Below are 11,108 nucleotides of genomic sequence, written 5' to 3'. Positions count from 1 at the left end.
CGCCATCTCCTGCAACGGCGACGGTGAATCATAAAACCCAATCCGTGTCATCAACGCTACGACTCGGAGTTCAACGGACGTGCTCTAGCCAACCAACTCGAGCGGAACGTCCGCACCGAGCTGCTCGAGCATTCGCCGGGACGCACCGGCGACAGGGGAACAGCCCGGCGCGAAGCGCTATTTCGCGAAGCCAAACGCCTCGAGGACTCTGCGGAGCCGCCGAACGCCGGCCCGCAGCGTAGGTTCGTCGAAGGCGGCATAGCCGAGAACGAAACCCTGCCGCCGCGGAGCGGCTTGCGGATAGCCGGAGAGCGGCCTGAGGGTGAGGCCGGCGCGGTGGGCGCCGACGGCGACTTCGCTGTCCAAGCGGCCCGCCAGTCGCGGGCCGGAATCGCACAGGATGTGCATCCCGGATGGCTCGGCGTAGGGCACGAGCCATCCTTGCAGATCGCTGGCAATCGCGTCGAGCAGCGCCCGCTGCCGGCCGGCGTAGAGGCGGCGCATGCGGCGCAGATGGGTGGCAAACTCGCCGCTCTCCATGAGGCGGGCGAGGGCAGGCTGCGGTATCAGCGAGGCCTGAGTGCCCGCCGACCCGATCGCCCCCCGCAGCCGCGCGATGAGCGCCGGCGGCACCACCATATAGCTCAACCGCAGGGCGGGCGAGAGAAGCTTCGAGAAGCTGCCGACATAGATCGTCCGCCCGCCCCCGTCGAGGCTCGCAAGCGCCGGCAACGGCTGGCCGGTGAAGCGGAATTCGCTGTCATAGTCGTCCTCGATCACCAGCGCCTCGTTCCGGCCCGCCCATTCGAGCAGGGCAAGCCGGCGCGCCACGGGCAACGTCATCCCGAGCGGGTATTGCCGCGATGGGGTAACGACGGCACAGACGGCCTCGCACGCGAGGAGATCTGGGTCGAAGCCGTCGGAATCGACACGTACAGGCATGCAGACGAGGCCCGCCGCCTCCAGCCTGTCGCGCATGGGGCCATAGCACGGGTCCTCCACATGCACGGCTTGGCCGGGGCGGAAGAGGTGCGCGATGAGGCCGAAGGTCTCGGCGGCACTGGAGGTAATGACGACCTGACCGGCGGAGCAACGAAGGTTGCGCCAGGCACCGAGATGGGCAGCGATGGCCGCCCTGAGCGGGACCCAGCCGAAAGGATCGGGCAGCTTCAGGAGGTCTGGATGCGGGTTGCGCCAAGCGGCCTCGAGATGGCGGGCCCAGGCCGCATGGGGAAACGCATGCATCTCGGGCACACCCGGGTGAAACGGGCGCGCCTCACGCGGGCCCTGCGGCGCAGGGCCGGCCGTGGGGCTGGCAGACGGCGGGGCGAGATGGGGCAGGTCTTCGGCAACGAAGGTGCCGGCGCCCCGGCGCCCTTGCAGATAGCCCTCGGCGATGAGTTGGTCGAGTGCGGACTGGGCCGTGGCGCGCGACACGGACAGCTCCTGTGCGAGCTGCCGGCTCGGCGGCAGGCGCATGCCCGGGGCCGCCCGCCCGCTCAGGATGAGTGCGCGCAGCGCGCCTGCGAGCTGCACATGCAGCGGATGCGCCGCGCCGCGTTCGAGCGTGAGCGCGAAGAGGGCGGCCTGAAGATTGGCCTGCTCATATTTTTGAAAATTGGCCATTTTGTTCCTGCCAATATCGCGAAAGAGTCAGGCCAGCAAGCCAAACGAGACCAACATGACAGAAGTTCTTTCCGTGACCGAGCGCAGCCGTCTGCGCCGCCTCCACCAGCGCGGCACCTTTGACCGGGCCACAATCAATGCCATTCTCGATGCCCAACCGATGTGCTCGGTGGGCTATGTGATCGATGGGAAGCCCTATGTGACGCCGACGCTGCAATGGCGGGAAGGTGACCACGTCTACTGGCACGGCTCTTCCGCCAGTCGTGCGATCCGCCAAAGCCGGGGGCAGGAGGTCTGCCTCACGGTCGCGATCCTCGACGGCTTCGTCATGGCGCGCTCGGGATTCCACCATTCGGTGAACTCGCGGGCCGTCATGCTGTTCGGCCGGGCGGAGCCGGTGCTGGAGAACCAGAAGGAGGCCCGGCTCACCGCCTTCATCGAGGGCCTCTGGCCAGGGCGCGCAGCAGCGCTCAGGCCGATGCAGCCGCAGGAATTGAAGGCGACCACGCTTCTGTCGCTGAAGATCGCCGAGGGCAGCGCGAAGGTCCGCAGCGGCGGACCGGTGGACGACGAGGAGGATTACGCACTGCCAATATGGGCTGGCGTCATCCCCGTCACCCGTGGGGTTGGAAGACCCGAACCCGACCCGCGCAACCTCGCCGGCCTCGAGCCGCCGGAGCACGTGACGGAATTCCGATGGTGCGAATGACGGCAGTGGGGCGGAACTGGCGAAGACATTGATCCTTTGAGCGGAGCCAGCCTGCCGCTGCGCTGCCACTCGATGGCTGCGCGCCCATGGGGGCGCGCGATGCAGGACCCTGGCAGGTGCTGCCGTCGTCTTCAAGGACGCGCGAACGAGCGTCTGCGCGATTCTCGGAATGCAACGGAACACCTTACGCCGACTTCCTGTAAACGAACCAATCCGCCGGATTCTGCGCGCGCTGTGCCCGGAGTGACAAACTCGGCAAGCTTTTCCGGTCCACAATCATCTCCTGTCGGCGCAGCCAGCTGGCCTTCCGGCAGGAGCAGAATGATCGGCCGTCCTTCACCGTCGCAAATGCTGTGGAGCTTCGAGCTCAGCCCACATTTGTCAGCCCGATACGACGGGGAACATCCCCTTTTGGGCAGGCTCGCCGCGGTGCGGTGGGCCTTCAGATGCATGGCGTCGATCATGATGCGCTCGGGTTTCGGCCCTTCGCAGCCGAGCCCGGCGAAGATGCGGTCGAAGACGCCGAGCCCGTGCTACAGTTGCCTCGCGCCACGCACGGCACCCCGATTGACCGGCATCAAGGCCGAGAACGCCGATCCATGGGCAGGTTTTCAGGCGGAAAGCCTTGTCAAATGGAACAGATTCACGTTTGGCGAAACGCTGGCCGCGGCGGTCGTCGCGGTGATGTATTCGGGCGGCACCTTTCTCGAGAGCTTCGCCGAAGGCCATGCGCGGCGAGAGATGCAGGACCTGCTCTCGCGTGTACCGCGTACCGCCACCCGCACGGCGGCGATTTCCAGCAAAGGGAGTTCGTTTTGCGTATCGTTGATGTTTGGCGCGCCCATCGCATCCTGTTCATCGGCTTCGCCCTCGGCCTGGCTCTGACGGGCCTTTTTCTGGTGCGCACCGTCGTCTTCACCCTGTACTGGGCCGATCCCGCCCACCACGAACAGGCGATCGAAGGCTGGATGCCAATGCGGTATGTCGCCCGGTCATGGGACGTGCCGCCCGAGGTCCTCGCTGACGCCCTTGACGTCGAAATTGGCAGCAAGCGGCGGCTGACGGTAGCCGAGGTCGCCGCCGAAAGCGGCAGCAGCATCGACGAAGTGGCGGAGACCCTCTACGCATCGATCCGCGCCTATCGGAGTTCTTCCGGTGACTGAGACCATGTTCGCGATGGTCGCGAGCTACGGCGTCGCCGTGATCCTCCTCAGCGCATACTTCTCCTGTCTCGGCGTACCTGTCCCGACTGCCTTCGTCATGCTTGCAGGTGGTGCCTTCGTGGCTTCCGGCGATTTGGACGGCGCCTCAGTGCTCGGCGCAGCGCTGATTGGCGCTGTACTGGGCGACCAGACGGGGTTCAACATCGGGCGCATTGGTGGTGCGACACTGACGCGAAGAATGATGAAGGACCGGAAGAGGGCTGCAGCCCTCGGGCGTGCCCGGCGTTTCATGGATCGGTGGGGCGCCGCCGGTGTATTCTTCAGCACCTGGCTGATGAGCCCGCTGGGGCCCTACGTGAACCTGCTTGCCGGCGCCACGCGCATGAACTGGATGCGGTTCACCTTTTGGGACACGGTGGGGGAGACGATCTGGGTCGGCTTCTACGTCGCAATGGGCTACCTCTTCGCCGCCCGGATCGCTCAATTGGCTGAACTTCTGGCCAACTCGGTCGCTTTCCTCACCGCAGCGTCTGTGACGACACTCATGGGTCTGACGCTGTACCGGCTGTCTCGGATGCACCCATCAGCTGACTGAGCGGATGCTGGGCGGGCTGGAGCCTGTCGGTAGCGTGTTTCGAATCCAGTGCGGGCAAAGCTTGCCATGTTCCGTCAGTAGAGGATCAAGAAGGACGGCAGGTAGCCAGCGGCATGAAGCTGTTCAATGAGTTCCACCGCTGGCAAGACGGCGAGGAAATAAAGCCCATCGAGCAGCGTCTGCGGCGAAAAGGTGGCGTTCGCATCATCTACGCAAAAGGCGCAGGTTGGGCCAAAACAGCGGCGTGCGGGTCGTAGAGCCGATAGGCCTTCACAAAACGTCCGTGCAGGAAGGCTTCTTAGCGCGCGGCAGTGGCCGGGAAGACCTGCCAGGTGGCAAGAGCAAGGAGTGCACCCATCAGCAAAGAACCGAACATCAGTCCGACGCCGACGGCACAAATTGTGGAGCAGATCAAAGCGGATTGCGCGTCATAACATCAAAATTCAGAAGCGGCCTCTATCGGCAATGCAGCGCCGGTCTTACGACAAGGTACATACCTCTCTCACGACAATCATACATCTTGAGACGCTGCACCGTGCGGACGCGGGACTTGAAAATACGTTCCCCGGCTATAGGCTTTCTGTAAGCGGGGTACCTAACTGCGTTTCCAGTCGAAGGGGCGGCCATGGCAGGAGTTTCCACAGAGTCCGAGAAGCCGGAACGGCGGGATACACGCCGGCGTGAGCTTGTCACCTTCCTGGTGCTCGCATTTGGGATCTGGCCCCTGGTGGCGGTCGGCGTCGTCGGCGGCTACGGCTTTCTCGTCTGGATGTGGCAGATCCTCTTCGGTCCGCCCGGCCCGCCGGGAGGCTGAGCGGCGATGGGTGGGCAGGCACTTTCCAGGCGCGCCTTTCTGCGCGGTGGGCGAGGAGAAAAATGGGCGGCGATCCGGCCGCCCGGGCTCGCCCCGAAGCGTGTCGGTGACTGCACCGCCTGTGGCGCCTGCGCGGAAGCCTGCCCGACGGGGATCATCTCGCTCTGCGAAGGCACGCCCGCGATCGACTTTTCCGCCGGCGAATGCACCTTCTGCGGCGCTTGTGCGGAGGCTTGCCCCGAGGCGCTCTTCGGTGATGCGCTGGCGGCATTCGACCACGTGATCCGGATTGCCGGCACCTGTCTTGCGCGATCGGGCATCTCCTGCATGGCCTGCCGCGACCTCTGCCCCGAGGATGCGATCCGCTTGCGTCCGCGCATCGGGGGCCCTTTCCTTCCCGAGATCGACGAGGAGACGTGCACCGGATGCGGCGCCTGTATCGCGGGCTGTCCGGCGCAAGCCATCGCGGCTGTTCTTCATCCGGAGGTTGCGCATGGCTGAGGCGCCCTACCATGTTTCCAGCGCCGTCGTGGCCGTGCTGCCGCACGCCGTGGACGCCGTTCGTGCCCGGATCGAGGCCATGGCAGGAGTGGAGGTGCACGCCTGCGAGAACGGCAAGATCGTCATCACCATCGAGGGTGGCAGTACTCAGGCGCTCGGCGATACGCTCTCACGGATCGCGCTTTTTGACCACGTCGTTTCAGCAAACATGGTCTTCGAACATGCCGAGGAACTTCAGGAGAACCCAACATGACGGCTGAACTCACCCGGCGCGAACTCATCAAGACGCAGGCCGCGGCCATCGCCGCCGCCACCGCCGGCGTCGCCCTGCCCGCTTCCGCACAGCCGGTGCCCGGCGGCGTCGGCGCGCTGGACATAAAGTGGTCGAAAGCGCCCTGCCGCTTCTGCGGAACGGGATGCGGCGTGATGGTGGGCGTGAAGGACGGCCAGGTGGTCGCCACCCATGGCGACATGCAGGCCGAGGTCAACCGCGGCCTCAACTGCGTCAAGGGCTATTTCCTGTCGAAGATCATGTATGGCGAGGACCGGCTGACGACGCCCTTGATGCGCAAGAGGAATGGCGTCTTCGACAAGGAGGGCGAGTTCGAGCCCGTCTCCTGGGACGAGGCCTTCGACGTGATGGCCGAGAAGTGCAGGCAGGTGCTGCGCGAGAAGGGACCCACGGCCGTCGGCATGTTCGGCTCCGGCCAGTGGACGATTTTCGAAGGCTATGCGGCCACCAAGCTGATGCGCGCGGGGCTGCGCTCCAACAATCTCGACCCCAACGCCCGCCACTGCATGGCGTCGGCTGCGACCGCCTTCATCCGCACCTTTGGCAGCGACGAGCCGATGGGATGCTACGACGATTTCGAGCATGCCGACGCCTTCGTGCTGTGCGGCTCCAACATGGCGGAGATGCACCCGATCCTGTGGACCCGCGTGGCCGATCGGCGGCTCGGGCACCCGCATGTGCGCTGCGCCGTACTTTCAACCTTCACCCACCGCTCGATGGACCTCGCCGACATCCCGATCATCTTCAGGCCCGGCACGGATCTGGCGATCCTCAACTACATCGCCAGGCACATCATCGAGACGGGCCGCGTGAACGAGGAGTTCGTGAACCGGCACACCACCTTCATGCGCGGCGCGGTCGACATAGGCTACGGGCTGAGGGCCGAGCACATCCTCGGGCAGGAGGCGGCCGGGGCCGGCGATCCAGGGCGCATGGACCCCATGACCTTCGAGGAGTTCCGGGAGTTCGTGGGCCAATACACGCTGGAGCGGACCGTCGAGATCACCGGAGTGGAGCCGGCTTTCCTGGAGGAACTGGCGGAGCTCTACGCCAACCCCGAGATCAAGGTCATGTCGCTTTGGACCATGGGCTTCAACCAGCATGTGCGCGGGGTCTGGGCCAACCACATGGTCTACAACATCCACCTTCTCACCGGGAAGATATCGGAGCCCGGCAACAGCCCCTTCTCGCTGACGGGCCAGCCGTCGGCTTGCGGAACGGCGCGCGAGGTGGGCACCTTTGCCCACCGGCTGCCGGCCGACACGGTGGTGACGAACCCGGACCACCGCCATCACGCGGAGGAGATCTGGCGCATCCCGCACGGCATCATCCCCGAGGTGCCGGGCTACCACGCCGTCCAGCAGGACCGGATGTTGAAGGACGGTCTGCTCAACTTCTACTGGATCCAGGTCAACAACAATTTGCAGGCCGCGCCCAACAACAGCCAGGAGACCTATCCCGGCTACCGCAATCCTGAAAACTTCATCGTCGTTTCCGACGCCTACCCCACGGTGACCGCCATGGCGGCGAATCTAATCCTGCCGGCAGCCATGTGGGTGGAGAAGGAGGGCGCTTACGGCAATGCCGAGCGGCGCACCCATGTCTGGCATCAGCTCGTGCAGGCGCCTGGCTAGGCGCGTTCGGATCTGTGGCAACTCGCCGAGTTCTCCAAGCGCTTCACCACCGACGAGGTGTGGCCGGAGGAGATCCTGGCCGCCAACCCCGACTATCGCGGGCGCACCCTGTTCGACGTCATCTTCCGCAACGGCAAGGTCGACCGGTTCTCCGTCGACGGTATCGACCCGGACTACCCCAACGACGAGGCGCGGGATTTCGGCTTCTACATCCAGAAGGGCCTGTTCGAAGAGTATGCCGAGTTCGGCCGCGGCCACGGACACGACCTCGCGCCCTACGACGTCTATCACAACGAGCGCGGCCTGCGCTGGCCGGTGGTCGATGGCGAGGAGACGCGCTGGCGCTATCGCGAGGGCTACGACCCCTATGTTGAGCCCGGCGAGGGGGTGAAGTTCTACGGCCGGCCGGACGGCCGCGCTGTCATCCTCGCCGTGCCCTACGAGCCGCCGGCGGAATCTCCCGACGAGGAGTACGATCTCTGGCTCGTCACCGGCCGGGTGCTGGAGCACTGGCATTCCGGCTCGATGACCATGCGCGTGCCGGAGCTCTATCGCGCCTTCCCGGGCGCCGTGTGCTTCATGAATGCGGACGATGCCCGCCGGAAAGGCCTGAACCAGGGCATGGAAATCCGCGTGATCTCCAGGCGCGGCGAGATCAGAAGCCGGCTGGAGACGCGCGGGCGCAACCGCATGCCGCGCGGCGTGGTCTTCGTGCCCTGGTTCGACGCCAGCCAGCTCATCAACAAGGTCACGCTCGACGCCACCGATCCCATCTCCAAGCAGACGGATTTCAAGAAATGCGCCGTGAAAATCGAACCCATCGCCTGACAGCGCGGCGCAGGCTCGCGCCGACCGCCCTCGCCTTGCTCCTCGTCACGGGCACGGCCGCACTCGCCCAGATGGCGGCGGAGTTGACCGGCCCCACCCCGCCCATGGAGAACGTGCCGGCCGATCCCATCCCGCGTTGGGTGGTCGACGACATCCGCCAGATGCGCGCCTATCCGGAGCAGCCGCCGGTCATCCCGCATTCCATCGAAGGCTATCAGCTCTCGGTCAACGCCAACCGCTGCCTCTCCTGCCACAAGCGGGAGTTCGTGCAGGGCTCCGGCGCGCCGATGATCAGCATCACCCATTATATGAACCGGCAGGGCCAGATGCTGGCCGACGTCTCGCCGCGACGCTATTTCTGCACCGCCTGCCACGTGCCCCAGGCCAACACGCCCCCGCTCATCGACAATACCTTCACCGACATGAGCGAGCCCGGTGTCGAGCATGCGGGGGACGAATAGGCGATGGAGAGGATCAGGCGGCTCGTTCCCTGGGCATGGACGCAGATAAGCCGGCCCGCTGCCACATTGAGTCTCGGCTTCCTGACGCTCGGCGGTTTCCTCGGCGGGGTGATCTTCTGGGGCGCCTTCAACACCGCGCTCGAGGCCACCAATACGGAGGAGTTCTGCATCTCCTGCCACGAGATGGAAGCGAACGTCTACGAGGAGCTGACGCGCACGGTGCATTTCTCGAACCGCTCCGGCGTGCGCGCCTCTTGTCCCGACTGCCACGTGCCACACGAATGGACCGACAAGATCGCCCGCAAGATGCAGGCCTCCAAGGAGGTGTGGGGCAAGATCTTCGGCACCATCAACACACGTCGCAAGTTCCTAGACAAGCGACTGGAGCTCGCCCAGCACGAATGGGCGAGGCTGAAGGCGAACGACAGCCTGGAATGCCGCAACTGCCATTCCGAGGTGGCGATGGACCTTTCCCGCCAGACACCGCGCGCGGCCGAGATCCACACGCGCTATCTCTTGTCCGGCGAGGCCACCTGCATCGACTGCCACAAGGGAATCGCTCACGAGCTGCCCAATATGGAGGGCGTCGATCCGGGCTGGCTTGTCCCGCCCGAACTGCAGGGCGAGGCGCTGCCGCAGGCATCCGCCATCGACGTGCTGGAGAAATGGTCCAAGGTGGAAGCCCATGCCGTGACAGTCATGGAGTGAGGGGATCGGAAGCGGGAGCGAAAGGAAGGAGCCTGGCATGTCTTCGAAACCGCGCCGCCTCATTGCCGCCTTCGTGCTCGGCGCACTTCTCGGCGCAGTGATCGGCGCAATCTGGGGAACGCTCGACTACGGTGCTTTCGAGATCGGGTACCTTTACAATTATGTGCTCGGATTCGGCCTGATAACCGGCTTCACCTGCCTCGCCCTTATGGCGTTGTTCCTCTGGAAGCGGCAAAATCCGTTGTAGTGTACAACAACGGACGTTCTCGGGTGCGCGCCCGAGGCCGTCGCATGGACGACGGACAGTCAGTGGCGTATCAAGGGAAAAGATGCAAAAGCGATCTGCCCGGCAAGGCCGAGCAGATGGGCGGGCTCTGCATAGAGCGCCAGATGCGCGGTGACCGCACGGCCCGAGAGCCCCACCGAGACCGCGGCTTCGGCCAGCATCAGCAGCACGAAGGCCACGCCGCCCGTGCCTGCAGCTTCGGATGGCGATAGCCTCTGGCCGCCGATCAGCCAACCGCAGATGATCCATGCGGCGATAAGGATCACCGGCAACTCGACCGCCACGGCGCCGAGTTCACCTAGCCGCGGAACCAAAGCCAGCGAGCGGATCGTGCCGAGAGCAAAGCCGACGGCAAAAACAGCCGCGAAGTAAAACGCGCCGAGACGGATCGCCCTCATGCCGCGATCACCGTCCGGACGGGACGTCGCAGCGAGCGCGGCATAGGCTCGGCATGGCCGAACCGCAGCACGAGGTCGGGCCGGCGGTCTCCCAGCCCGAGAAGGGACTGCAGCTCCCGGCGGACGGAAGGCACCTCGACGGGCTGGTTCACATGCGCGTGCCTGATGCCGAGCGCGGCTGCCTTAAGAGCAAATCGCTGGTAGCCGCGCCCCGCTTGGACCCAGTGCGCCCGGTCGTCGTGCTCCGAAACGATCACTGCAATCCCGCTGCTCGACCGCACCTGTCTTGCATAACGGTCGTTCTCCGCATCGGGTTTGAAGAAGGCACCGAACATGATACGGCCAAGGAAGGTGGGCAGCGACGGGCTTCCCGAGCAGCCGGAATAGAGCCCGTCGCCAGTCTCAATCGCCGCGCGGGCATTGAAGCGCAACCAAGATTTCAGCTCCGCAACAAAGGCGGGATCCGACACCTGGGCCGTGTTTGCGGCCAGGACAAGCTCCAGGATCTGTTCGATCTTCACGCGGTCTTCGATCAGGACCACCTCGCACCCCGGAACGCGCGCGGCGGCTTGCATTGCGCCGAGGTCGGAGCCGGGCACCGGGCGGCCGTCATAGTCCGACCGTGTGCACTGGCGTTCAAGGATCGCGTCGAACAGCACGTCGCGGCTTCCAGTTTGTCCAAGCGCGATCTCGATGCGTCCATCACCGTCGGTGGCAAATTCCATCGCGGAGGATCGCCCCGTAGCGCCCGCCGCCAACATCAGGTTCTCGGCCGCGCAACCCAGTGAGGCGTAAAGGTGGTGGTGATCGGAATCGGCCGCCGGCAGGGCACGCCCCATATCGGGCAGGATCGCTACTCCCTCGGCGGTCTGCCGGAATCGCCAGGCCTGAGCATTGTGGCTGTTGGCGGCGAGCGTGGCGTAGTGAACCAAGCCCATAAACGCGGCCGGATCCCGGTGGGACCAAAGTGCGACGGTAAGGTCTTCGTAATCAGGTCCCCGGCCCAGCATGAGAGCGCCTCCTCCGGCAAGGGCGACCGTTCCCATGGCTATCAGGGCGGATCGGCGCGAAATCACGGAGCCTCCTTTCGGCA

The 11,108-nt window shown here is 65.2% G+C and carries 14 protein-coding genes and 1 pseudogene; 12 read left to right on the top strand and 3 right to left on the bottom strand.

Annotation, left to right across the window (positions count from 1 at the left end):
* Nucleotides 1-177: 177 nt before the first annotated feature.
* The gene (gene pdxR, locus GPJ75_RS25180; protein ID WP_163272584.1) at nt 178-1,626 is read right to left on the bottom strand and encodes a MocR-like pyridoxine biosynthesis transcription factor PdxR; all 1,449 of its coding nucleotides are present in this window, start codon (nt 1,624-1,626) and stop codon (nt 178-180) included.
* Nucleotides 1,627-1,681: 55 nt separating this feature from the next.
* On the opposite strand from pdxR, the gene GPJ75_RS25175 reads away from it, so the two are divergent.
* The 12 genes and pseudogenes from GPJ75_RS25175 to GPJ75_RS25120 all read left to right on the top strand — a co-directional run bounded on the left by GPJ75_RS25175 (nt 1,682) and on the right by GPJ75_RS25120 (nt 9,578).
* Nucleotides 1,682-2,335 (top strand): pyridoxamine 5'-phosphate oxidase family protein, encoded by a 654-nt coding sequence (locus GPJ75_RS25175; RefSeq protein ID WP_163272582.1) that lies wholly within the window; start codon nt 1,682-1,684, stop codon nt 2,333-2,335.
* 567 nt (nt 2,336-2,902) lie between these two features.
* The gene (locus GPJ75_RS25170) at nt 2,903-3,220 is read left to right on the top strand and encodes a hypothetical protein (protein WP_163272486.1); all 318 of its coding nucleotides are present in this window, start codon (nt 2,903-2,905) and stop codon (nt 3,218-3,220) included.
* Nucleotides 3,151-3,498, top strand: coding sequence for a hypothetical protein (locus tag GPJ75_RS25165; protein ID WP_163272580.1), 348 nt, complete (start codon nt 3,151-3,153; stop codon nt 3,496-3,498). The genes GPJ75_RS25170 and GPJ75_RS25165 overlap by 70 nt, the downstream gene beginning before the upstream one ends.
* The gene (locus GPJ75_RS25160) at nt 3,491-4,093 is read left to right on the top strand and encodes a DedA family protein (protein ID WP_163272578.1); all 603 of its coding nucleotides are present in this window, start codon (nt 3,491-3,493) and stop codon (nt 4,091-4,093) included. The genes GPJ75_RS25165 and GPJ75_RS25160 overlap by 8 nt, the downstream gene beginning before the upstream one ends.
* Before the next feature lie 113 nt (nt 4,094-4,206).
* A complete protein-coding gene (locus tag GPJ75_RS25155; protein ID WP_163272576.1) occupies nt 4,207-4,350 on the top strand; it encodes a hypothetical protein in 144 nt (47 codons plus the stop codon).
* Nucleotides 4,351-4,718: 368 nt separating this feature from the next.
* The gene (napE, locus tag GPJ75_RS25150; protein ID WP_163272574.1) at nt 4,719-4,907 is read left to right on the top strand and encodes a periplasmic nitrate reductase, NapE protein; all 189 of its coding nucleotides are present in this window, start codon (nt 4,719-4,721) and stop codon (nt 4,905-4,907) included.
* 6 nt (nt 4,908-4,913) lie between these two features.
* Entirely contained in the window at nt 4,914-5,408 is a 495-nt protein-coding gene (locus GPJ75_RS25145; protein ID WP_163272572.1) for a ferredoxin-type protein NapF, read from the top strand.
* A complete protein-coding gene (locus tag GPJ75_RS25140) occupies nt 5,401-5,661 on the top strand; it encodes a chaperone NapD (protein WP_163272570.1) in 261 nt (86 codons plus the stop codon). The genes GPJ75_RS25145 and GPJ75_RS25140 overlap by 8 nt, the downstream gene beginning before the upstream one ends.
* A pseudogene (napA, locus tag GPJ75_RS25135) lies at nt 5,658-8,162 on the top strand (periplasmic nitrate reductase subunit alpha). Before GPJ75_RS25140 ends, napA begins: the two are co-directional and overlap by 4 nt.
* Nucleotides 8,132-8,623 (top strand): nitrate reductase cytochrome c-type subunit, encoded by a 492-nt coding sequence (locus GPJ75_RS25130; RefSeq protein ID WP_163272568.1) that lies wholly within the window; start codon nt 8,132-8,134, stop codon nt 8,621-8,623. The pseudogene napA and the gene GPJ75_RS25130 overlap by 31 nt, the downstream one beginning before the upstream one ends.
* Nucleotides 8,624-8,626: 3 nt before the next feature.
* Nucleotides 8,627-9,331: a cytochrome c3 family protein gene (locus GPJ75_RS25125; RefSeq protein WP_163272566.1), complete on the top strand. Its 705-nt coding sequence runs from the start codon at nt 8,627-8,629 to the stop codon at nt 9,329-9,331.
* Nucleotides 9,332-9,368: 37 nt separating this feature from the next.
* On the top strand, nt 9,369-9,578 hold the full coding sequence (locus GPJ75_RS25120) for a nitrate reductase (RefSeq protein WP_163272564.1): 210 nt from the start codon (nt 9,369-9,371) through the stop codon (nt 9,576-9,578).
* 59 nt (nt 9,579-9,637) lie between these two features.
* Here the strand turns inward: GPJ75_RS25120 and GPJ75_RS25115 are convergent, their stop codons facing one another.
* Nucleotides 9,638-10,015 carry a hypothetical protein gene (locus GPJ75_RS25115; RefSeq protein ID WP_163272562.1) on the bottom strand — a complete coding sequence of 126 codons (378 nt, stop codon included), beginning with the start codon at nt 10,013-10,015 and terminating at the stop codon, nt 9,638-9,640.
* Nucleotides 10,012-11,091, bottom strand: coding sequence for an Acg family FMN-binding oxidoreductase (locus GPJ75_RS25110; RefSeq protein ID WP_246249267.1), 1,080 nt, complete (start codon nt 11,089-11,091; stop codon nt 10,012-10,014). The genes GPJ75_RS25115 and GPJ75_RS25110 overlap by 4 nt, the downstream gene beginning before the upstream one ends.
* Between the last annotated feature and the right edge of the window lie 17 nt (nt 11,092-11,108).

This window comes from Chelativorans alearensis, assembly GCF_010993735.1.
In the GTDB taxonomy this organism is placed as follows: domain Bacteria; phylum Pseudomonadota; class Alphaproteobacteria; order Rhizobiales; family Rhizobiaceae; genus Chelativorans; species Chelativorans alearense.
Note: the sequence above shows the minus strand (reverse complement) of the source record. Positions and strands in the feature narration are given on the sequence as shown.

Coding starts and splice junctions, on each gene's coding strand:
- pdxR (WP_163272584.1), bottom strand. CDS start 1,626: ATGGCCAATTTTCAAAAATATGAGCAGGCCAATCTTCAGGCCGCCCTC.
- GPJ75_RS25175 (WP_163272582.1), top strand. CDS start 1,682: ATGACAGAAGTTCTTTCCGTGACCGAGCGCAGCCGTCTGCGCCGCCTC.
- GPJ75_RS25155 (WP_163272576.1), top strand. CDS start 4,207: ATGAAGCTGTTCAATGAGTTCCACCGCTGGCAAGACGGCGAGGAAATA.
- napE (WP_163272574.1), top strand. CDS start 4,719: ATGGCAGGAGTTTCCACAGAGTCCGAGAAGCCGGAACGGCGGGATACA.
- GPJ75_RS25145 (WP_163272572.1), top strand. CDS start 4,914: ATGGGTGGGCAGGCACTTTCCAGGCGCGCCTTTCTGCGCGGTGGGCGA.
- GPJ75_RS25140 (WP_163272570.1), top strand. CDS start 5,401: ATGGCTGAGGCGCCCTACCATGTTTCCAGCGCCGTCGTGGCCGTGCTG.
- GPJ75_RS25130 (WP_163272568.1), top strand. CDS start 8,132: ATGCGCCGTGAAAATCGAACCCATCGCCTGACAGCGCGGCGCAGGCTC.
- GPJ75_RS25125 (WP_163272566.1), top strand. CDS start 8,627: ATGGAGAGGATCAGGCGGCTCGTTCCCTGGGCATGGACGCAGATAAGC.
- GPJ75_RS25120 (WP_163272564.1), top strand. CDS start 9,369: ATGTCTTCGAAACCGCGCCGCCTCATTGCCGCCTTCGTGCTCGGCGCA.
- GPJ75_RS25115 (WP_163272562.1), bottom strand. CDS start 10,015: ATGAGGGCGATCCGTCTCGGCGCGTTTTACTTCGCGGCTGTTTTTGCC.